The organism is Helicobacter pylori Shi112 (assembly GCF_000277405.1).
GTDB lineage: Bacteria > Campylobacterota > Campylobacteria > Campylobacterales > Helicobacteraceae > Helicobacter > Helicobacter pylori_C.
On the sequence record NC_017741.1, the window covers coordinates 16,359 to 38,463 of the forward strand.

At 40.4% G+C, this 22,105-nt stretch carries 22 protein-coding genes and 1 other RNA gene; 16 read left to right on the top strand and 7 right to left on the bottom strand.

What is annotated here, in order from left to right; translation table 11 throughout:
• Nucleotides 1–31 precede the first annotated feature (31 nt).
• An RNA gene (gene ffs / locus HPSH112_RS08120) (signal recognition particle sRNA small type) lies at nt 32–129 on the bottom strand.
• Between the two features lie 83 nt (nt 130–212).
• Here ffs and HPSH112_RS00110 point away from each other — a divergent pair.
• The 3 genes from HPSH112_RS00110 to nspC all read left to right on the top strand — a co-directional run bounded on the left by HPSH112_RS00110 (nt 213) and on the right by nspC (nt 3,918).
• Nucleotides 213–1,643, top strand: coding sequence for a COG3014 family protein (locus HPSH112_RS00110; RefSeq protein ID WP_195154951.1), 1,431 nt, complete (start codon nt 213–215; stop codon nt 1,641–1,643).
• Between the two features lie 95 nt (nt 1,644–1,738).
• The gene (gene cheV1, locus HPSH112_RS00115) at nt 1,739–2,704 is read left to right on the top strand and encodes a chemotaxis protein CheV1 (protein WP_000132343.1); all 966 of its coding nucleotides are present in this window, start codon (nt 1,739–1,741) and stop codon (nt 2,702–2,704) included.
• On the top strand, nt 2,701–3,918 hold the full coding sequence (nspC, locus tag HPSH112_RS00120; RefSeq protein WP_000760883.1) for a carboxynorspermidine decarboxylase: 1,218 nt from the start codon (nt 2,701–2,703) through the stop codon (nt 3,916–3,918). Before cheV1 ends, nspC begins: the two co-directional genes overlap by 4 nt.
• Nucleotides 3,919–3,927: 9 nt before the next feature.
• On the opposite strand, the gene lpxE is transcribed toward nspC, so the two are convergent.
• The 4 genes from lpxE to HPSH112_RS00150 form a co-directional block, all read right to left on the bottom strand.
• The gene (gene lpxE, locus HPSH112_RS00125) at nt 3,928–4,461 is read right to left on the bottom strand and encodes a lipid A 1-phosphatase LpxE (protein WP_228921250.1); all 534 of its coding nucleotides are present in this window, start codon (nt 4,459–4,461) and stop codon (nt 3,928–3,930) included.
• A gap of 49 nt (nt 4,462–4,510) precedes the next feature.
• A complete protein-coding gene (eptA, locus tag HPSH112_RS00130; RefSeq protein WP_000188062.1) occupies nt 4,511–6,082 on the bottom strand; it encodes a phosphoethanolamine--lipid A transferase EptA in 1,572 nt (523 codons plus the stop codon).
• 365 nt (nt 6,083–6,447) lie between these two features.
• Nucleotides 6,448–8,511: a Hop family adhesin SabA/HopD gene (gene sabA / locus HPSH112_RS00140; RefSeq protein WP_000726391.1), complete on the bottom strand. Its 2,064-nt coding sequence runs from the start codon at nt 8,509–8,511 to the stop codon at nt 6,448–6,450.
• 523 nt (nt 8,512–9,034) lie between these two features.
• On the bottom strand, nt 9,035–10,315 hold the full coding sequence (locus HPSH112_RS00150; protein WP_000117393.1) for a citrate synthase: 1,281 nt from the start codon (nt 10,313–10,315) through the stop codon (nt 9,035–9,037).
• A gap of 197 nt (nt 10,316–10,512) precedes the next feature.
• Here HPSH112_RS00150 and icd point away from each other — a divergent pair, with 197 nt between their 5' ends.
• The gene (icd, locus tag HPSH112_RS00155) at nt 10,513–11,790 is read left to right on the top strand and encodes an isocitrate dehydrogenase (NADP(+)) (RefSeq protein WP_000323965.1); all 1,278 of its coding nucleotides are present in this window, start codon (nt 10,513–10,515) and stop codon (nt 11,788–11,790) included.
• Between the two features lie 71 nt (nt 11,791–11,861).
• On the top strand, nt 11,862–12,389 hold the full coding sequence (locus HPSH112_RS00160) for a DUF1523 family protein (RefSeq protein WP_012443263.1): 528 nt from the start codon (nt 11,862–11,864) through the stop codon (nt 12,387–12,389).
• Here HPSH112_RS00160 and bioD read toward each other — a convergent pair.
• Nucleotides 12,366–13,022, bottom strand: coding sequence for a dethiobiotin synthase (gene bioD / locus HPSH112_RS00165; protein WP_000897556.1), 657 nt, complete (start codon nt 13,020–13,022; stop codon nt 12,366–12,368). The genes HPSH112_RS00160 and bioD overlap by 24 nt on opposite strands.
• Nucleotides 13,023–13,025: 3 nt before the next feature.
• On the bottom strand, nt 13,026–13,319 hold the full coding sequence (locus tag HPSH112_RS00170; protein ID WP_041199809.1) for a hypothetical protein: 294 nt from the start codon (nt 13,317–13,319) through the stop codon (nt 13,026–13,028).
• A 205-nt stretch (nt 13,320–13,524) separates the two neighbouring features.
• Here HPSH112_RS00170 and HPSH112_RS00175 point away from each other — a divergent pair, with 205 nt between their 5' ends.
• The 11 genes from HPSH112_RS00175 to HPSH112_RS00225 are packed head-to-tail and all read left to right on the top strand — an operon-like array spanning nt 13,525 to nt 22,104.
• Entirely contained in the window at nt 13,525–13,938 is a 414-nt protein-coding gene (locus tag HPSH112_RS00175) for a universal stress protein (protein ID WP_001023005.1), read from the top strand.
• Nucleotides 13,939–13,952: 14 nt separating this feature from the next.
• Complete coding sequence (locus tag HPSH112_RS00180; protein ID WP_000784856.1) at nt 13,953–14,228, top strand: ATP-dependent Clp protease adaptor ClpS; 276 nt, start codon at nt 13,953–13,955, stop codon at nt 14,226–14,228.
• Nucleotides 14,228–16,450, top strand: coding sequence for an AAA family ATPase (locus tag HPSH112_RS00185; RefSeq protein ID WP_001051544.1), 2,223 nt, complete (start codon nt 14,228–14,230; stop codon nt 16,448–16,450). Before HPSH112_RS00180 ends, HPSH112_RS00185 begins: the two co-directional genes overlap by 1 nt.
• Complete coding sequence (gene panD / locus HPSH112_RS00190; protein WP_000142269.1) at nt 16,440–16,790, top strand: aspartate 1-decarboxylase; 351 nt, start codon at nt 16,440–16,442, stop codon at nt 16,788–16,790. The genes HPSH112_RS00185 and panD overlap by 11 nt, the downstream gene beginning before the upstream one ends.
• A 10-nt stretch (nt 16,791–16,800) precedes the next feature.
• Entirely contained in the window at nt 16,801–17,094 is a 294-nt protein-coding gene (locus HPSH112_RS00195) for a YbaB/EbfC family nucleoid-associated protein (protein ID WP_000347917.1), read from the top strand.
• Nucleotides 17,094–18,089: a PDZ domain-containing protein gene (locus HPSH112_RS00200; RefSeq protein WP_000468441.1), complete on the top strand. Its 996-nt coding sequence runs from the start codon at nt 17,094–17,096 to the stop codon at nt 18,087–18,089. The genes HPSH112_RS00195 and HPSH112_RS00200 overlap by 1 nt, the downstream gene beginning before the upstream one ends.
• Before the next feature lie 5 nt (nt 18,090–18,094).
• A complete protein-coding gene (locus HPSH112_RS00205) occupies nt 18,095–19,150 on the top strand; it encodes a P-type conjugative transfer protein TrbL (protein ID WP_000786694.1) in 1,056 nt (351 codons plus the stop codon).
• Nucleotides 19,151–19,165: 15 nt separating this feature from the next.
• On the top strand, nt 19,166–19,279 hold the full coding sequence (locus tag HPSH112_RS00210; RefSeq protein ID WP_001217864.1) for a hypothetical protein: 114 nt from the start codon (nt 19,166–19,168) through the stop codon (nt 19,277–19,279).
• Nucleotides 19,276–20,019: a VirB8 family type IV secretion system protein gene (locus tag HPSH112_RS00215; protein ID WP_000660502.1), complete on the top strand. Its 744-nt coding sequence runs from the start codon at nt 19,276–19,278 to the stop codon at nt 20,017–20,019. The genes HPSH112_RS00210 and HPSH112_RS00215 overlap by 4 nt, the downstream gene beginning before the upstream one ends.
• Nucleotides 20,019–20,975, top strand: a complete 957-nt coding sequence (locus tag HPSH112_RS00220) for a TrbG/VirB9 family P-type conjugative transfer protein (protein WP_014662053.1) — start codon at nt 20,019–20,021, stop codon at nt 20,973–20,975. The genes HPSH112_RS00215 and HPSH112_RS00220 overlap by 1 nt, the downstream gene beginning before the upstream one ends.
• Entirely contained in the window at nt 20,968–22,104 is a 1,137-nt protein-coding gene (locus HPSH112_RS00225; RefSeq protein ID WP_001045868.1) for a DNA type IV secretion system protein ComB10, read from the top strand. The genes HPSH112_RS00220 and HPSH112_RS00225 overlap by 8 nt, the downstream gene beginning before the upstream one ends.
• Nucleotide 22,105 lies beyond the last annotated feature (1 nt).

Genomic DNA, 22,105 nt, shown 5'->3' on the forward strand with positions numbered 1-22,105 from the left:
GTTTTAAAAAGTTAATATCATTTTGAAGCACTCCTATTCAGATGGCTAAGGCACACAAGAAATTAGGGGACTCTGCTGTATTCCTACCCTGAAGCGTTACCCTAAAATCCTATTGCATAGGTCTAAATAAGAGCTTAAGGATCATTTTAACCATAAAAAGCTTATGTTTTCATTAAAAATGTTATGATACGCTCAAATTAGTCAAGCAAAAAATGCCAATTAAAAGGGTTAGATTGAAAATATTCGTTCTGTTGATGTCGGTAATTTTAGGAGTATCATTAACAGGTTGCATAGGCTATCGTATGGACTTAGAACATTTTAACACGCTCTATTATGAAGAAAGCCCTAAAAAAGCTTATGAATATTCCAAACAATTCACTAAGAAAAAAAAGAACGCTCTTTTATGGGATTTGCAAAACGGCTTGAGCGCTTTATACGCAAGAGATTACAAGACTTCTTTAGGGGTATTAGATCAAGCCGAACAACGCTTTGATAAAACGCAAAGCGCTTTTACAAGAGGGGCTGGTTATGTGGGAGCTACCATGATTAATGATAATGTGCGCGCTTATGGAGGGAATATTTATGAGGGCGTTTTAATCAATTATTACAAAGCGATAGACTACATGCTTTTAAACGATAGCGCGAACGCTAGGGTGCAATTCAACCGCGCGAATGAACGCCAGCGCAGGGCTAAAGAATTTTATTATGAGGAAGTGCAAAAAGCCATTAAAGAGATCGATTCTAGCAAAAAGCACAATATTAATATGGAACGCTCTAGGGCAGAAGTGAGCGAGATCTTAAACAACACCTATTCTAATTTAGACAAATACGAAGCTTATCAAGGCTTGCTTAACCCGGCGGTTTCGTATCTTTCAGGGTTGTTTTACGCTTTAAATGGGGATAAAAATAAGGGGTTAGGCTATCTTAATGAAGCCTATGGGATCAGTCAAAGCCCTTTCGTGGCTAAAGACTTGGTTTTTTTCAAAAACCCTAATAGGAGTTATTTCACTTGGATCATCATTGAAGATGGCAAAGAGCCACAAAAAAGCGAATTTAAAATTGATGTGCCTATTTATGCGATCGATTCGATTTATAATGTGAGTGTGGCCTTGCCCAAGCTAGAAAAAGGGGAAGCGTTTTATCAAAATTTCACTTTAAAAGACGGCGAAAAAGTAACACCCTTTGACACTTTAGCCTCAATAGACGCGGTGGTTTCTAGCGAGTTTAGGAAGCAATTGCCCTACATTATCACCAGAGCCATTTTATCGGCTACTTTTAAGGTGGGCATGCAAGCGGTGGCGAATTATTATTTGGGGTTTGTTGGGGGGCTAGTAACTTCGTTGTATTCAGGCGTTAGCACCTTTGCAGATACCAGGAACACGAGCATTTTTGCCCATAAAATCTATCTTATGCGTATCAAAAATAAAGCCTTTGAAAATTATGAAGTTCAAGCTGATTCTATTGACGCTTTTTCGTTTTCATTAAAGCCTTGTAAAAGATCGCTTGAAAACCCCAAAGTCATTGACGCTAGGGAATTGCTTTCTGGGTTTGTAACAGCCCCACAAATCTTTTGCTCTAACCGCCATAATATTTTATACGTGCGCAGTTTTAAAAACGGGTTTGTTTTGAATCGTTTAAAATGATTTAAAAAACCCCCAAAGTTTTAAGTGTCATTGGCATTAAACACAAACACGGTATAATTATAAAACGATACGAAAACCTAAATTAAGGGGAAGTCATGACTGATAGTTTAGCGGGCATTGATCAAGTTACGAGTTTGCATAAAAATAACGAGTTGCAATTGTTGTGTTTCAGGCTGGGTAAAAACAAGGGTTTGTATGCGGTTAATGTCTTTAAGATCCGTGAAGTGGTGAAATACCATGGCAATCTCACTGTCATCAGCCACGAAAACAATTCGCTCGTTGAGGGCTTAATCATTATAAGAGAGCTCACCATTCCTTTGATTGATATGAAAAAATGGTTTTATTATGACAGCCAAAACAAAAACAAGGATTTACGCCCTTATAGGATAGAAAAAGAAAAAGGCGAAGACGATATTGTTATGATTTGTGAGTTTTCTCGCTGGACGATAGGGGTTAGGATCTATGAAGCGGATAGGATTTTGAGCAAGAAATGGACTGAAATGGAGCAAAGCGCTGGGCTAGGGGGATCTGCTGGGAATAACAAACTCGTGAGCCGCACGCGCTATTTTGACGGGCGCTTGGTGCAAGTGGTGGATATTGAAAAAATGCTTATAGATGTGTTCCCTTGGATTGAAGATGAAAAACACAGCGATTTAGAGACGCTCTCTAAAATCCATTCTAACCAATGCGTTTTGCTTGCTGATGACTCCCCAAGCGTTTTAAAAACCATGCAAATGATTTTAGACAAGCTGGGCGTCAAGCATATAGATTTTATCAATGGTAAAACCTTATTGGAGCATTTGTTCAACCCCACAACCGATGTGAGCAGCATTGGCCTTATTATTACCGATTTAGAAATGCCAGAAGCGAGCGGTTTTGAAGTGATCAAGCAGGTTAAAAACAATCCTTTGACTTCAAAAATCCCTATCGTGGTCAATTCTTCTATGAGCGGCAGTTCTAATGAAGACATGGCCAGGAGTTTAAAGGCCGATGATTTCATCTCCAAGTCTAACCCCAAAGACATACAGCGAGTGGTTAAGCAATTTTTGGAATCAGCATGAAAAAATACAGCGCTATCCCCACCCCTTGCTATGTGTTAGAGAGCGAACGCTTAGAAAAAAACGCCAAGATTTTAGAAATCGTGCGCCAACAAAGCGGGGCAAAGGTCTTGCTCGCTTTAAAGGGGTATGCGTTTTGGCGTGAGTTTGGGATTTTAAGGCAAAAATTGAACGGGTGTTGCGCGAGCGGTCTTTATGAGGCTAAGCTCGCTTTTGAAGAATTTGGGGGGCGAGAGAGCCGGAAGGAAATTTGCGTTTATAGCCCGGCTTTCAAAGAGGCTGAAATGAGCGCGATCTTACCCCTAGCGACAAGCATTATTTTTAACTCTTTTTACCAATACGCTACCTATAAAGACAGGATTTTAGATAAAAACAAACAATTAGAAAACTTGGGCTTAAGCCCCATTAAAATGGGTTTGAGGATCAACCCTCTTTATAGCGAAGTAACCCCAGCCATTTATAACCCATGCTCTAAAGTGAGCCGGTTAGGGGTTACGCCTAGCGAGTTTGAAAAGGGGGTTAAAGAGCATGGGTTAGAGGGGGTGAGCGGGCTGCATTTTCATACGCATTGCGAGCAAAACGCTGACGCTTTGTGCCGGACTTTAGAGCATGTGGAAAGGCATTTCAAGCCTTATTTAGAAAATATGGAGTGGGTGAATTTTGGTGGGGGGCATCACATCACTAGGAGCGATTATGATGTGAATTTGCTCATCCAAACGATTAAGGATTTTAAAGAGCGTTATCATGATATAGAAGTGGTTTTAGAGCCTGGGGAAGCCATAGGGTGGCAATGTGGGTTTTTGATCGCAAGCGTGATAGACATCGTTAAAAACGATCAAGAAATTGCGATTTTAGACGCTTCTTTTAGCGCTCACATGCCCGATTGCTTGGAAATGCCTTATCGCCCTAGCATCCTTAAAGTTTCCGTAGAAAATGATGAAGAGCTTGTTGAAGTTGAAAAGGGCGAAAATCAAGGGGCGTTTTCTTACTTTTTAGGCGGTCCTACTTGTTTAGCGGGGGATTTTATGGGGAGTTTTAGCTTTGAGACGCCTTTAAAAAGGGGCGATAAAATCGTGTTTCAAGACATGCTCCATTATACGATTGTCAAAAACAACTCGTTTAATGGCGTGCCACTCCCAAGCTTGGCTAGATTGGATCAACAAGGGTTTAAAATCCTTAAAAACTTTTCTTATGAAGATTATAAAAACAGAAATTAAGGCTTTTGATTAGGGCTTTTTGGGGCTTGTAAAAAGGCTTACGCACAACATTCCAATACCAAGCCCGGCCAACACCGCACCAGTGGTGTGCGCGTCTAAATAAATGCGAGCGAGCATGGTTAAAGGGACTAGGGGCAAGAGCCACCAGTATTTTTTAAAAGAATAACGGCGCATTAAAAACGCCACCGCCAAACCCACCATAGACGAATGCCCGCTTGGCATGTTGAAATTACCCCCATAAGGGCGCTCGCCCAAACGCTGATCATTGATCGTTGCATTATTTAAGGCTCTTTTGGTGGTGTGCGTGAGAAGAGTTGTAGCGATAGAGGCGTTAGCGACTTGAAAAAGCCCTATCGCATCTCTTTGAATTAAAGGGATGGCCACAGATAAAATCGTAGGGATAAAGCGCGCGTAATGCTCGGTGAAATGAAACACCAAAGGCACGCTTTTGTGTTTAGGGACTTTAGGGAAAGGTGCAAAAATGCCCAATAAAATCAAGCCCAAACTGAGCGCTAATAAAGTTTTAGAAAAGCTTTTAGGCAGGCTTTCACAAAATTTTTGTTTAAATAAGAATCTTTTCATGCGTGTTATTTTACTCTTTTTTGTGTTTAAGCAGGTCTAAAGAAGGGCGATAAACAGCGCTAGGGTTTTTAAAATCTTCAAACACCCCTAAAATGCTATGGAAAACAACATTTTGATTGATTGGGGTTTGGGTCTGAATGATGGAATGCTTCTCTTTGAAAGGCTCATTAGCATAAACGATAAAGGGGATCTCGTATTGTTCTTTGGGGGCGATGCTTTTAGGAATGCCATGCAAATAATACGCTCCTTCGCCCAAACTTTCGCCATGATCGCTCAAATAGATCATTAAGGCGGGCTGTTTGGCATTTTTGAGCATGCTAATGATCTTGTCTAACAGATAGTCGTTGTAAAAAATGGTGTTGTCATAGGCGTTAATCAGGCTTTCTTTGGAGCAAGAAGACAAATCAGCGCTTGAGCAATAGGGTTTAAACACCCTAAAATTTAAAGGCACTTTATTGTCATAGTTGGGGCCATGCGAGCCTGCAAGGTGTAAGATGAGTAAGACATTTTCATTAGAGTGTTCTTTTAAAAGGTCAGGCAAATTATAGAGTAAGGATTCATCATAAGGAGCGATCGCTTCACAATTGGGGCATTTTTGAATCAATTCATAGTTTTTAAGATAGCTTGTAACCTTAACATTCTTTTCGCCGTCATTCGCACTATACCAAAAGACTTTGATACCGGCTTTAGTCAAGTAAGTCGGTAAATTTTCATAAGCGTTCAAGCTGTTTTTAAAAGAAGAATCTAAAATGCATTCCAAACTCGCGGTCGTGTAAGTGGCGCAAGAAATGGCGTCAAAAAGAGTGAGTTCGTTATCGGCTAAACGCTTGCTTAATTTTGGGGTGGTGGGTTTTTTATAGCCATAAAGGGCGTAATTATGCTTCCTAGCGCTTTCGCCAATGACTAGCACCACAAACGAATGAGAACGATTGGGCGAAAAAAGAGGGAGCGGTTTGATAGTGGGGGCGAAAAATTTAAGAGCGCTCACCCTAAAAGCGTTCACGCTATAAGCGAAGGGCAAAATTAAGCCCCCTATGAATTTCGCATGCTTGTCAAACCACAGCCAATTTTTAGCGTTCATTAAAGCGCTAGCGATAAAGATAAACACTAGCGCCAAGATCGCTAAAAAGGGCGCTTTTTTAGAAGAATTTTTAAGGGGGATTTTATAGATGACATAGCCAGGCAACACCCCAAAAACAACGATAACAATGAATAATTTAACGCTCAAAAAGCCTAAAAGCTCATGCGTATTGGTGTTTAAGACATTACCCATCATGCTTTTATTTAAAAACACCCCATAAGCGCTAATGAAATAAAAAGCGATGGAATTGAGCAAGCTAAAAACAATCGCGCTTAGGCGCATCAAATGGATAGAGATCAAGCCTAATGTTAAAAAAAGAGTGCCATTAACGCAAAAAAGCACAACAACAATCATGGCTATAAAACTAACCTGGTTGCTTTCTTTATAAACATAAGCGAACAAAGGGAAATGGTATAAAACGCCAAAAATAAGGCTATAAAGCAAACCGGCTTGCAGACAACTTAAGGGCTTTAAAAACTTCAAATGGAATAATGGTGTCAAACACGCCCCTTAGAATCAATCAATCTTAGGATTATATCGTAGGTATGGGGATTTTATGGTTTATTTTAAGACTTTTAGGGTGGCTTGCAAGAGCTTTAAAGCGTGTTTGCTACAAGATTTTTCACGCTCCATGGTTAGGATATGGGGCAAATGAGGGGCATGGCATGAAGCGTAAAAGTGGGAAGCGTAAAAATAGCAAACGCTCTTTTAAACCACTTGAAATTTCTTTTTCTTGGTTTAAGGTAGTGTTTTTGAGGGAACGCTAATTTATGAAAAGATTAAAAAGAGTTAAAAGAAAAGCCCGTTAAAAGAAGCGGATTAAGCCCCCTAAAAAGAGGGTTTAAAAAGGGGTTTAATGCGAGCTTTTAGTAAGCAAACACATAGTTGAGATACACGCTATAAAGCCTTCTGTATTGCAAGGTAGTGCCTAGCAAAGAATAGTAATTCGTGTTGATCGTGGGGATCTTCACGCCTAATTCCATGCCATGTTGCGCGGAATGATCAGCACCTCTTCTCTTATTTCTAGCGAGATTGGTCCTTAAGCCCAGATTGAATAAGAATTGGAAGTTGGAGGTGTTGATTTTAGCCTTATAGTAGTTATTCACATTCGCCAAATTCACGAATTGAGAATTAAGCCATGAAGTCCCTGCTAGTTGGATACCGCCAAACGCACCAAAAGAAATTTTATTGTGTTTAGTGGCTTTATCGTTGATGAAATTCACTAACAAATCGCTCCCCACGCCATAAGTCCAAACATCAGAAGAGGCGTTGAAAAATTGGGATTTATTATAGGTGTGGTTGTAATCCACAAAGCCGTAGTATCTTGCACCCCATCGTTTGTTTTTCCCAAAGAATTGCTTATAGCCCACTTGAAAGCCAATCCCATTCATCGCGCCGTTATTGGTGGTAGAAGCGGCGATTAGCCCGGCGCGTCTGAAAGGGTTACTGCCTAACTCTTGAGTCCTAGATTGCACTTGAGAATGGATATTGGAGTCAATGTAGTAGTTATCCTGTATGCCTTGCGGGCTGTTAGGGTTAGTTTTTTTGCTCACCACATTTTGCAAAGATTGAGCGTCAGGCAAGCTTGAAATGGCTGCTGTGATGCTGTCATAATGTTCGCCTAGCTTTTTATACTGGCTGCTGAAGTTCGCTAAAGTGTAGGCGAGGTCTTGCGCGTTATGGATTTGCTGTGCTTGGTCGCCAAAATGAGCGATGCTGTTTTTTAGATTCGTTACGGTCTCTCCCACATACGCGCAGCCGGCTCCCCAAGTGTTAGAAGTGACCGTGCCAGATGGCGTGCCACGGAGATGGCCATTTTGCACTTCATGACACACCCCTAAAGAGTCTTTCACGAACGCTGCAGGGATTCTTTCAAAGTCCTTCACCACTGCTTGGACGCGGTTTAAAATCTCCACTTGCGCTCTAGCGTTAGCGAACATGCTTTGAGAAAAGTCAGCGTCTTTATAGGGGTTGAATGCTTTCCCAGTGTCCAGGTTGTCCTGGTTTTGCGCGTTTGTGGCAACGATTTTGGATTGCTCTACGGCTATTTGAGCGTTTTTGATCATGTCTTGAATCGCGCTGATTTCATTTTTAAAAATCCCGCACGCGCTCCCATCGCCTTTCAAATGTATTCCTTCCCATAAACTACCACTGCTTGCACCACCTTTACCACCATTATTGATCCATGGGCATGCGCTATTAAGGGTAGTTATAATGGTGCTAGCCTGTTCTAAAAGAATTTGAGCGTTATTTTTTGTAATAATTTCTTCTTTATTATTATTGCTATTGTTGCTCCCATTGATTGTAAATTTAAGTTCGGTGTTGGTGTCGCTTAAGGCAGGAATATCCTTCCCACTTGCTCCAAAAGCCTTTTGGATGATTTGATAGGCTTTATTGATTTTCGCGTAATTTTCAGTGGATATAATACTATATGGTCCTGGTTCATATCCAGTAGTGTTACAAGTAATGGTAGTCCCTCCCCATTGATTTGTTGGTGTGTTTTCAAAGGTTTGAACGCCCCCATTTTTGTTGCTGTCTTTGCCAGGGCCACAAGGGCTGATCGCATAGCTCATGACTTGCCACAACCCCGCTGCCGCATTGAGCGCTAAAAGCACCGCTTGATACGCCGGGGAGCTAGCTTTATCACTGATTAAATTCTTCGCGCTCGCATCCAAATTAGTCCTTGCGTTATTGATAGCGTTGGAGTCGGTGGACTGCCTGATGAGAGTGTTTAGGGCGCTGTAACTCGTTAAAAGATGGTTCAATCTTTCATAGCTATCTGAAAGATCTTGAATGCCTTTAGTGTTTTTCACCATTTGAGAGGATTCACCGATTTGATAGCCCGCGCTCACAAAAAAGCCGTTGTCTTCAGCGCTTAAAGTGGAAACTAAAAGCGAACCTAAGGTTAATGACAGAAATTTTTTCTTCATGTTTTCTCCTTTACTTCTTGAAATAAGATTGATTTTGTCCGTAGATCTTGCGGAAATGTATATTTAAGTAATTCCATATCGCAAGCTTTCGTTAATATAGTATAAATTAATGCGATTTTGATATTAATTAGGCGTTTTTGCCCTTTCAACAAAAAAAAAAAAGGTTTTTGTAGCGTTTCTAAACAAATATTAAACCAATAAAGGTCATTTTAAAAGGAATGAGGTTGTTTGAATGGGGGTAGTTACAAAAAGGGGGTTTTTAACTTTGATGGTTTTGGGTTTGCTGTAATTTATTGTAAGAATGATTTCTTAAATTTTCTTAAGAGAGGTGTTTTGCAACCATTTTTTCCAAAAACTCAAGGGTTTGCTTGTAAAAGTGGGGTTAAGTTTTGGTTGCATGCGGTTAAATTACCGCTCGCTTGGTGGCGAGACGCTTCGCTCCTTTAAACAAGCTTTGAAGCGTTTCTTAAAGCTTAACCAACGCTCTAATCACGCTCTATTCAATACTCTATAGGGCAAAGCCTTAATCCCCTACATAGACTTGTCTTGGGCGCGTGATCCTAGCTTGCGGGCTTTTGACATGCTCTAAAAGCTGAGCGCACCAGCCTACGGTTCGGCCAATGACAAACACCGGCGTGAAAAAACGCACCGGGATTTTTAAAGCCCTTAAAATCGTGCCGGAGTAGAAATCTACATTAGGGTAGAGATTCCTTTCAATGAAATACTCGTCTTTTAGCGCGATTTCTTCCACTTTCGCAGCGATTTCGCTCAACCTCTCGTCCATCTTAACGCCTTTTTGGTGCAGTTCGTCTTTTAAGCCTTTTAAGATTTTTGCACGCGGATCGTAGCTTTTATACACCCTATGCCCAAAGCCCATGAGTTTGAAATTGTCGTTTTTGTCTTTCACGCGTGCAATATATTTATCCACATTTTTCACATCGCCGATTTCTTCTAATTGCAAAAGCACTTTTTCATTCGCTCCGCCATGCAAATGCCCCCATAAAGCGCTAATGCCCGCGCTTATGGCTGCATAAGGATGCACGCCGGTGCTAGCGACATTCCTTACCGTGGTAGAAGAGGCGTTTTGGCTGTGATCAGCGTGTAAGGTTAGGATTTTATCAAAGGCTTCCACTTCTAGGGGCGTGATTTCCACTTCGCCTTGAGTGGTGTGTTTTAATCGGCTATAAGGATACCCTCTTAACATGAAAAGGATATTTTCCACATAAGAGCGTGCGATATCCGGATAAATAATGGGTGCTCCCACTTCATTACGATAGCAAATAGCCGCAAGCGTGGGGATTTTAGCGACAATCCTTCTAGCCATAGTCTGGTAATCTTCTTCAGTGTGCATGTTTTGGTGCGTGGAATAAAGGGTGGATAAAATAGACACGCCGCTAGAGAGTTTCGCCATAGGGTGGGCGTTAGTGGGGAAAGCTGAAAACATGTTTAACAAGCTCTCATGCACAAAGCTTCTGTGGCGCAATTCTAATTCAAATTCCAAGCTTTCTTCTTGATTTTTAGGCAATTCCCCTGTGAGGAGCAATTTGCACACATCTACATATTTGTATTTGGCGACTAAATCTTCTATTCTATGCCCTCTGTAATACAATTCGCCTTTTTTGCCATTGATATAGCTGATCTTAGATTGGCACCCGGCGGTGGAAGAATACCCTGGATCGTAAGAAAAAAACCCGGTCGTTTCAAAAAGCTTGGAAAAATCCACCGCTTTAGGCCCACGAGTGCATTCAATCGTTTCAAATTCATAGCGTTCATTATTTTCATTATTGATTAAAGTAACAGACATTTGGCTTCCTTAAGTTTTTAGAATGATAGCACTCCATTATAAGCCAAAAAATTAAATGATTTCTTTTTAAAAACATTGCGTTTTTTCAAGTTATTTCCAATCGCTACTTTTAAACACGCATTCAAAAAAGATTTTTAGGGGTTATATAGTATTTTTGCGCTAGTATAGTTGCTTAAATTTTATAAAAAGGATAAGAGATGGCTTACAACCCTAAAATCTTACAAAAGCCTAAAGAGGGTGAAGAAATTACGATTAAAGACAACAAATTGCATGTGCCAAACCACCCCATTATCCCTTTCATTGAGGGCGATGGCATTGGATCTGATATTACCCCGGCGATGATTAAAGTCGTGGATAGCGCGGTTCAAAAGGCTTATAAGGGCGAGAAAAAAATCGCATGGTATGAGGTGTTTGTGGGCGAAAAATGCTATCAAAAATTTAAAGATCATAAAGAATTAAGCCCTGAAGAGCAATGGTTATTACCGGACACTATTGAAGCGATTAATCATTATAAAGTCTCTATTAAAGGGCCTTTGACCACGCCTATTGGTGAGGGGTTTAGATCTTTGAATGTAGCGTTACGCCAAAAAATGGATCTGTATGTGTGCTTGAGACCGGTTAGGTGGTATGGGAGTCCGAGTCCGGTTAAAGAACCACAAAAAGTGGATATGGTGATTTTTAGAGAAAATTCTGAAGACATTTATGCGGGCATTGAATGGCAAGAAGGCAGCGCGGAAGCGAAAAAACTCATCCATTTTTTACAAAATGAACTAAAGGTTAAAAAAATCCGCTTCCCTGAAAGCAGCGGCATAGGGGTGAAACCCATTAGTAAAGAAGGCACAGAGAGGTTGGTTAGGAAAGCGATTGAATACGCTATTGATAACGACAAGCCAAGCGTAACTTTTGTGCATAAAGGTAACATCATGAAATATACTGAGGGGGCGTTCATGAAATGGGGCTATGCGCTCGCTCAAAAAGAATTTAACGCTCAAGTCATTGATAAAGGCCCATGGTGTTCTTTGAAAAACCCTAAAACCGGTAAAGAAATCATCATTAAAGACATGATCGCTGACGCGTTTTTGCAACAAATCCTCTTACGCCCTAGCGAATACAGCGTTATTGCGACCATGAATTTGAACGGGGATTATATCTCTGATGCGTTAGCGGCGATGGTTGGGGGTATTGGTATCGCTCCTGGGGCTAATCTCAATGACACAGTGGGCATGTTTGAAGCCACCCATGGCACCGCTCCTAAATACGCCGGGCTAGACAAAGTCAATCCGGGGTCTATTATTTTGAGCGCGGAAATGATGTTAAGGCATATGGGCTGGGTGGAAGCGGCTGATTTGATCGTTTCTGCGATGGAAAAAGCGATTAAGGGCAAGAAAGTCACTTATGATTTCGCTCGTTTAATGGATGGGGCTAAAGAAGTGAAATGCTCTGAATTTGCTAGCGTGATGATTGAAAACATGTGAAAGAGCGTTTTTTAAGCTCTTAAATGGTGTTTGGATGCGAAAAAAGGCTAATACTATCATAAGGAATGAAGTTGATAAAATTTGTGCGTAATGTGGTTTTGTTCATTTTAACGGCGATCTTTTTAGCGCTCATGCTCTTAGTGAGCTATTGCATGCCCCATTATAGCGCGGCTGTCATTAGCGGGGTGGAAGTCAAAAGGATGAATGAAAATGAAAACACGCCCAATAATAAGGAAGTAAAAACGCTTGCTAGAGATGTCTATTTTGTGCAAACTTACGACCCTAAGGATAAAAAAAGCGTAACCGTTTATCGTAACGAAGACACGCGCTTTAGCTTCCCTTTTTATTTTAAGTTTAATTCGGCTGATATTTCAGCCCTCGCTCAAAGTTTAGTCAATCAGCAAGTGGAAGTGAAATACTATGGTTGGCGGATCAATTTGTTTAACATGTTCCCTAATGTGATTTTTTTAAAACCCTTAAAAGAGAGCGCTGACATTTCAAAACCCATTTTTAGCTGGATTTTATACGCTTTGCTGTTAATGGGCTTTTTTATCAGCGTGAGCTCTGTCTGCACTTTATTTAAGAGCAAAGCTCATTAATTCTTTTAGGCTTTGTTGGAAAATCACAATGGGGTTATTGGAGCGTTCGTTAAAAAGCTTAATATAGGGCAAACTGACGCTGTGAAAAGCGGCGTTGTTTTCCCTCAAATTGATAGCGATTTTATAGTCTAGTTGGTGGGATTTCAATAAAAAATCATTCAGCAAACAATCATTAATCAAGCCCAAATTATCATGGCTAATCACAAGTATTTTGGCTTTTAGTTTTAGGGCAAGATCTAGCATGTTTTCTTCTAAAGTGATAGGCACGCATAACCCCCCAGCCCCTTCAACGATGACTAAATCGTAAGTTTTGGTGAAATTTTGGAGGCGTTGGATTAAATCATTCGTGTCAATAGGGGCGTTTTGGTTTTCTTCTTGTTGGGCGATGAGAGGGGCTGAAGCTTTAGCGTAACGATAGAATGAAATGTCTTTTAAGGTTAAAGAGCGATCTAAAAGGCGGTTATCTTGCAAGAATAAATGCGCATCGCTAAAGTGGTTGGTTGTGTCATTAACGCCTGTTTCAATGGGCTTTAATAGAATCGTTCTAACGCCACAAGCGTTGCAATATTGGGCTAATAGCCTAGCGCATGTGGTTTTTCCGGCATTAGTGTTAGTCGCGCTGATAAAGAGCATGGTTTAACCTTTAAATTGATACGCCCCATCAAAGATTTGAGCTGTCAATGCATTTTTGGTTTGTGGCAACTTCACATTATCAAAAATGAAACTTAAAATATTGTGGAGCGAGTTATACAAAACCTTGTCAATTAACGCATAAGTCAGTCTAACGCTCTCTGCTTGAGCGGTTATGATGCTTTTAGACACTCTTGGGCTGATATTATCAAGTTGCACCGCTAAATCTGAGATAAAGCAATAGCTTGCATCGGTATCTGTGGTGTTAGCAAGCACCTTAGCTAATAGTGTCTTACTCACTTTTTCCTTTTTTGAATTTTCTACCAAGCTCCTTTGGCACAAGAACACATTCTGGAATCTCATCAGTAGGCGCTAAAAAGTCATAGCTCGATCTTATTTTTATGCCCTTTTTTGAGCCATATTATAGCGCTTTATCCTTGAGCTTTCATGAGGTAATTAGGGTTTATTTGGTATAATATCAAAACTTCATTTAAGGTTGGTTCTTATGAATATTTTATTTGGGATTAGCGACACGCAAGAATGTTATAACGCTATTAAATTCGCTGTCAAGTTAGCCCATTCGCTTAAAGAGGTCCGTTTCACCTTGTTGCATGTGAGCATGGAAGTGTTTATTTATAGCGAAAGTGGGATGATGGATTATGGCCAGACAGAAGCCTTAGAAGAAGAAAAAGCTAAGGCTTTGTTAAAGCAATTTGAAGACGCTTTCAAAAAAGAAAATATAGAGTGCGAGAGCGTTCTAAAAAGCGGCGATTTGATTGATGTGGTCTTGGATATGGCGAAGGATTATGATTTGTTATTGATCGGGGCGAGCGAATCTAATTTGTTGTATCGTTTGTTCATTTCGCACCAAAATAGCCTTGTTGAACAATCCAGTATCCCTGTTGTGATCGCTAAGTAGCATGGATGAGCAGCATGAAAATGTATGACATACCCACCCCCACCATGGCGCAAGTGATCATGGTTGATGACCCCATTACGACAGCGGAATTTGTCATCTCTGCTTTGAGGGATTTTTTTGACAAGTCTTTAGAAGAGGCTCAAGCTCTCACATCAAGCATCCATCGTGATGGCGAGGGGGTTTGTGGCGTCTATCCTTATGATATTGCCAGGCATAGGGCAGCATGGGTTAGGGATAAAGCCAGAGAGCTAGATCTCCCCTTAAAATTATTGGTAGAAGAGATAAGATAATGGCTAAATTCAATCAAGATCTCAATGAAGTCCTAAACCGAGCTTTAAATTTAGCCCTAGATCTTAACCATGCCCTTTGCACCACAGAGCATGTGCTATTGGTCATTTTAGAGCATGAGAGCGGGGCAAAGATGATTGGCGCTTTAGAAAGAGATGACTATGATAGATTAAAACAAATCCTTAAAGACTATTTGTTGCAATATGTGCCTTTAAAGAGTGATCCAGCCAAAATGCCTGCTAGGAGTTTTGTGCTATTAAGAATGCTTAAAAGAATGTATGCGAGTGGTTTTGAGAGCGTGGGCGTGGAAGAATTGCTTATTTTAATGCTGGATCACCCCGATTGTTACGCTTCAAAACTCATGGATAGTTTTGGCATCGCCCGTTTGTATTCTAATCCTGCTTTATTGGATTTGGATAACCATGGCATTCCTAATGACACCAATAATGAAGAAGCGCCCAAAAACACTCCCCTAAAAAAATACGCTAAGAATTTGAGCGCTTTAGCCCAAGATAACGCTTTAGATCCAGTCATTGGCAGAGAAGAAGAGATTTTAAGAGTGATAGAAATTTTAGGGCGCAGAAAAAAGAATAACCCGCTTTTAATTGGCGAAGCGGGCGTAGGGAAAACCTCCATCGCTGAAGCTTTGGCTTTAAAGATCGTTCAAAAAGAAGTGCCGGAGTTTTTGCAAGAATATGAAGTCTATTCTTTGGATTTAGCTTTAATGGTGGCTGGGGCAAAATACAGAGGGGATTTTGAAAAACGCTTGAAAAAAACGCTCAAAGAAATCCAAGAAAACGGCCGCATCATTTTATTCATTGATGAAATCCACACCCTTTTAGGCGCAGGGAACACTAACGCTGGGAGCTTAGATGCGGCGAATATATTAAAACCGGTCCTAACGGATGGGAGCTTGAAATGTTTAGGAGCGACCACTTTTGAAGAATACCGTAGCGTGTTTGAAAAAGACAAGGCTTTCAACAGGCGTTTTTCAGTCATAAAAGTTGAAGAGCCTTCTAAAGAGGCGTGTTATTTGATCTTAAAAAAGATCGCTCCCCTTTATGAAGAACACCACCAGGTGCGTTATGATGAGAGCGTGTTTAAGGCATGCGTGGATTTAACGAGTTATTACATGCATGATAGATTCTTGCCGGATAAAGCGATTGAATTGCTAGATGAGGTGGGATCGAGGAAAAAAATCAGCCCTAAAAAGGGCAAAAAAATCAGCGTTGATGATGTGAAAGAAGCGCTCGCCATAAAGCTTAAAATCCCTAAAATGCGTTTGAGCAGCGATAAGAAAGCCCTTTTAAGGAATTTAGAAAAATCGCTTAAAAATAAGATTTTCGCCCAAGCAGAAGCGATCAATCTTGTCAGTAATGCGATTAAAATCCAGCATTGCGGGCTTTCTGCAAAAAATAAGCCTGTGGGGAGCTTTTTATTCGTGGGGCCTAGTGGGGTGGGGAAAACAGAGTTGGCTAAAGAATTGGCCTTGAATTTGAATTTGCATTTTGAACGCTTTGACATGAGCGAATACAAAGAAGCCCATAGCGTGGCCAAGCTCATCGGGAGTCCTAGCGGTTATGTGGGGTTTGAGCAAGGGGGGTTATTGGTGAATGCAATTAAAAAACACCCGCATTGCTTGCTGCTTTTAGATGAAATAGAAAAAGCCCACTCTAATGTGTATGATTTGTTGTTGCAAGTGATGGATAACGCCACTTTGAGCGATAATTTAGGCAATCAGGCGAGTTTTAAGCATGTGATTTTGATCATGACTTCAAATGTGGGGAGTAAGGATAAGGATGCGCTAGGGTTTTTTAGCGCTAAAAACACCAAGTATGATAAGGCCGTTAGAGAGCTTTTGACCCCCGAATTACGATCTAGAATTGATGCGATCGTGCCGTTTAACACGCTTGGTTTGGAGGATTTTGAACGCATTGTTTCTGTGGAATTAGACAAATTAAAAGCCCTAGCGCTAGAGCAAGACATAGCCTTAAAATTCCATAAAGAAGTTTTGAAATTCATCGCGCAAAAAAGCTACCAAACGACTTTAGGAGCGAGGGAAATTAAAAAAATCATTCACAATGAGATCAAAACCCCATTAAGCAATCTACTGCTCTTGCAATCGTTTAAAAAACCTTGTAAGATCGCTTGCTTGCTAGAAAAAAACCAATTGGTTTTAAAAGAAATCAAGCGCGCGCAAAAGGTGAAAGAAAATGACTTTTGAAATGCTTTATAGTAAAATCCATAGGGCTACTATCACAGACGCTAATCTCAATTATGTAGGATCGATCACCATAGATGAGGATTTGGCCAAGTTCGCTAAGCTTAGAGAGGGCATGAAGGTAGAAATCGTGGATGTCAATAACGGCGAACGCTTCAGCACCTATGTGATTTTAGGGAAAAAAAGGGGCGAGATTTGCGTCAATGGCGCAGCAGCCAGAAAGGTGGCCATAGGCGATGTGGTGATCATTTTAGCTTATGCGAGCATGAATGAAGATGAAATCAACGCGCACAAGCCATGCATCGTGCTAGTGGATGAAAAGAATGAAATTTTAGAAAAATAAGGGGTTAGAGATGGATTTTAGTCAATTGGGCGGGTTATTAGACGGCATGAAAAAAGAGTTTTCTCAACTAGAAGAAAAGAATAAAGACACGATCCACACTTCCAAAAGCGGTGGGGGAATGGTGAGCGTGAGTTTTAATGGGGTGGGGGAGTTAGTGGATTTGCAAATTGATGACAGCCTATTAGAAGATAAAGAAGCGATGCAAATCTATTTGATGAGCGCTTTGAATGACGGGTATAAAGCCGTAGAAGAAAACCGCAAAAATTTAGCCTTTAACATGCTGGGGAATTTTGCTAAATTGTGATGTTTCACAAAGCCCTTATCATCCTATTGGTTTTTTTGAACGGATTGGGGGCTTATGATTTCAAGCATTGTCAGGCTTTTTTTAAAAAAGCGAGCCTTCAAAATGGGGGCGTGGCTTTAAAAGAATTGCCTAAGGGCGTGTATTTGTATTATTCCAAAACCTACCCCAAACACGCCAAAGTCATCAAATCCGATCCCTTTGTGGGGCTGTATTTGTTGCAAAGCGCGCCAAGCGAGTATTTTTATACCTTAAGGGATTTAGACAAAGACGCCCTTATAAGGCCAATGGCTAGTATAGGGGATAAAGAAGCCATAGAAGCGCGATTGCTCTCAAAGCAACAGGGTTATGACCGCTACGCCCAAATTTCACAAGAGATTCAAAAAAATGGCGTTATCAGCAATATTTGCTATCAAATGTTAGGGCTAGGGGTAGGGGGGAATGGCTTTATAGAAACGAAATTTATCAAGCACTTTTTAAACCAAAAAGAGCCTTATTATGGGGATATTGGGGTGCGTTTAGAAGAAGATAATAAGCGCTTAGTGGTGGCGCAATTTGATCCCTTTTTCCCTAAAAACCCTTTTTTAAAAAACGATGAAATCCTAGCGATCAACCATCAAAAGATCCACTCGTTAGCGGAGTTTGAATGGGTGGTGAGCAATCTTAAATACCAAAGCCTTGTAAAAGTAAGCATCAAACGAAACCATAAAATCAAAGAAGTAACGCTCAAAGTCAATAAGCGTTATGGGGGTTTTTTGCTCAAAGACACTTTTTTAGAGCGCTATGGCATCGCTTTAGACAAGCGTTTCACTATCACTAAAATAGGCAGTCATTTGCCCAAAGGCTTGGATTTTTTAAAGCTTGGGGATAGGATTTTATGGGTGAATCGTAAAAATGTAGCGTCCAACCCGAAGGCTTTAAGAGAAGCGTTAAGCGTGCCTAAAATTGAATTATTGGTATGGCGTGAAGGCTTTGAATTTTACATTAAAGTCCGTTAATATTGATGAAAAATGACGCTTATGAGATTATCCTTTCTTGGTTTATCACGCCTCTCACGGCGATTTTAGGGCGTTTCGCTGAATTTTTTCTCTACACCTTGCATGCGCAATTGGTGTTTAATAGCGTGGTCGCTTTGGCGTTCATGCTCTTTGCTTATAGGAGTTTGAAAGAACAGAATTTCTTCAGCACCAGTGCGCTAACAGAAGCGTTATTGTTTGTGGGGTTTTTTGCGCTTTTTAACTACGCTTTAAAAAATCCCATGCGTTTTTATGAATTTTTCCAAAACGCTATTTTTATTGCGCCTAACATGATCGCGCAAAGCCTCTCTCAAAGCTTGAGCAACTTTTCTAACCACGCGCTTTCTTTAGATTTTATCTTTAATCATGGTTTTTATGCCCTTAGTTTTATCAGCGATTTGAGCCATAATGAAATGTCTGTGTGGCTTTTTTTAAGCATTTTGCAAGGGCTTTTTTTGAGCGTGCTGTTTGCGATCATCATTTTAGTGTATTTAGAAGTGCATGTGTGGTGCTCTTTAGGGGTGCTGTTTTTAGCGTTTGGGTTTTTTAAAACATGGAGGAGCGTTGTGGTTGCATGCCTAAAAAAATGCTTCGCTCTTGGGTTTTACAAGCCTTTTTTGTTGTTGGTGGGGTTTTTGAACGTGTCGGTTACTAAGGCTTTAATAGACGCTCATGTGCAAGAAAAACAAGACTTAAGCCTTTTATTGGTGGTGGCGTTATTTTTGTGTTGCGTTTTTATCATAGGCGTGCCTTTTTTCATCAACGCTTTGTTTAGGGTGCAAAACAGCTTTAAAGAAACTTACAAACTCGCTACCAATTTGAGCGCCAACCTCAGCCAAAACGCCCTTAATTCCTTACAATATATCACGACCCCACCCGCTTCTTCTAGCGTTTCTGCTTCTATGAGCGGAGGCGTCTCTAAAGAAAAAGAAACGCATTCCCCCACATTCAAGGTAGAAACCACTCAATTAGATGTAAAAATCCCAAATTTCAAGCAAAAAAAGGTTAAAAAGGATACAATAAATACAAAAAATGAAATTTAAATAAATAGGAATTTAATGAGAATTTTTTTTGTTATTATAGGAATCATGTTATTTGGTTGCACCAGTAAGGTGCATGAGATGAAAAAAAGCCCTTGCACACTGTATGAAAACAGGTTAAATCTCGCATGAAAGAAAAGCCTTTCAATAGCGAGCAGTTGGCTTTTTTAGAAGAGCTTTTAAGCCACCAAGAAAAGCATTTAGAAAACAAGCTTTCTGGTTTTTCGGTGAGTGATTTGGACATGCAAAGCGTGTTCAGATTAGAGAGGAACCGCTTGAAAATCGCTTATAAACTCTTAGGTTTGATGAGTTTTATCGCTCTTATCTTGGCGATCGTGTTAATCAGTGTTTTACCCCTACAAAAAACCGAACACCATTTCGTGGATTTTTTAAACCAGGACAAGCATTACGCCATTATCCAAAGAGCGGATAAAAGCATTTCCAGTAATGAAGCGTTGGCTCGTTCGCTCATTGGGGCGTATGTGTTAAACAGGGAGAGCATTAATCGCATTGACGATAAATCGCGCTATGAATTGGTGCGCTTGCAAAGCAGTTCTAAAGTGTGGCAACGCTTTGAAGATTTGATTAAAACCCAAAACAGCATTTATGCGCAAAGCCATCTGGAAAGAGAAGTCCATATCGTCAATATTGCGATCTATCAGCAAGACAATAACCCCATTGCGAGCGTTTCTATTGCAGCTAAACTCATGAATGAAAACAAACTGGTGTATGAAAAGCGTTATAAAATCGCGCTGAGTTATTTGTTTGACACCCCGGATTTTGATTACGCTTCCATGCCCAAAAACCCTACCGGTTTTAAAATCACTCGCTACAGCATCACTGAAATTGCGCCGACTAATAGGGGCGATTGATGCGTAAGGTTTTATACGCTCTTGTGGGCTTTTTGTTGGCTTTTAGCGCTTTAAAAGCCGATGATTTTTTAGAAGAAGCTAACGAAACAGCCCCGGCGAATTTAAACCACCCCATGCAAGATTTAAACGCCATTCAAGGGAGCTTTTTTGACAAGAACCGCTCAAAAATGTCCAACACTTTGAACATTGATTACTTTCAAGGGCAAACCTATAAAATCCGCTTGCGTTATGCGATGGCGACCTTATTGTTTTTTTCAAAACCCATTAGCGATTTTGTTTTAGGGGATAAGGTGGGCTTTGATGCGAAAATCTTAGAAAGTAACGATCGCATTTTGCTCATCAAACCCCTACAAATTGGCGTGGATTCTAATGTCAGCGTGATTGATAATGAGGGTAAGATTTTTTCTTTCTATGTGTTTTCTACCACTTTCACTAGCTCCAAACACCCTAATTTACAGGTTTTCATAGAAGATAAAAACTATTATTCCAACGCTTTTATGAAGCCACAAAACAAAGAAAATACCCTTGAAAATACCCCCACAAACAACAGCAAACCCTTAAAAGAAGAAACCAAAGAAGAAGAGACTATAACGATTGGCGATAGCACTAATGCGATGAAAATCGTTAAAAAAGACATTCAAAAAGGCTATAGGGCTTTAAAAAGCTCTCAAAGGAAATGGTATTGTTTGGGGATTTGTTCTAAAAAATCCAAACTCTCTTTGATGCCTGAAGAAATTTTTAACGACAAGCAATTCACTTATTTCAAATTTGACAAAAAATTAGCGCTCTCTAAATTCCCGGTGATTTATAAAGTCGTTGATGGCTATGATAACCCGGTGAATACTAGGATTGTGGGCGATTACATTATCGCTGAAGATGTCTCGGCTAAATGGACTTTAAGGCTGGGTAAGGACTATTTGTGTATCCGTTTTATCAAAAAGGGTAAAGATGAATAAGTGGCTTAAGGGGGCGCTTGTTTTTGTAGGGGGTTTTGCAACGATCATAACAATTTCTTTAATCTATCATCAAAAGCCAAAAGCCCCCCTAAATAACCAACCCAACCTTTTGAATGACGATGAGGTGAAATACCCCTTACAAGACTACACCTTCACTCAAAACCCACAGCCAACTAACACAGAAAGCTCCAAAGACGCTACCATTAAAGCCTTACAAGAACAGCTAAAAGCCGCTTTAAAAGCCCTAAACTCCAAAGAAATGAACTCTTCTAAAGAAGAAACTTTTAATAGCCCTCCCATAGATTTAAAAACAAACACAACCCCCCCTAAAAAAGACTTTTCTCTAAAGCAATTAGATTTACTAGCCTCTCGCATCACCCCTTTCAAACAAAGCCCTAAAAATTACGAAGAAAACCTGATTTTCCCCATGGATAACCCTAAAGGGATCGATGGTTTTACCAACCTTAAAGAAAAAGACATCGCTACCAATGAAAACAAGCTTTTACGCACCATTACAGCCGATAAAATGATACCCGCCTTTTTGATCACGCCTATTTCTAGCCAGATCGCTGGTAAAGTCATCGCACAAGTGGAGAGCGATATTTTTGCTCACATGGGCAAGGCCGTCTTAATCCCCAAAGGCTCTAAAGTCATAGGCTATTACAGCAACAATAACAAAATGGGCGAATACCGCTTGGATATTGTATGGAGCCGCATCATCACCCCCCATGGCATCAATATCATGCTCACTAACGCTAAAGGGGCGGACATTAAAGGCTATAACGGCTTAGTGGGGGAATTGATTGAAAGGAATTTCCAGCGCTATGGCGTGCCGTTACTGCTTTCTACGCTCACTAACGGCTTATTGATTGGGATCACTTCGGCTTTAAACAACAGAGGCAATAAAGAATATGCGACTAATTTCTTTGGGGATTACCTTTTATTGCAATTGATGAGGCAAAGTGGCATGGGGATCAATCAAGTGGTCAATCAAATTTTAAGAGACAAGAGCAAAATCGCTCCTATTGTGGTGATTAGAGAAGGGAGTAGGGTCTTCATTTCGCCCAATACTGACATTTTCTTTCCTATACCAAAAGAGAATGAAGTCATCGCTGAGTTTTTGAAGTAAC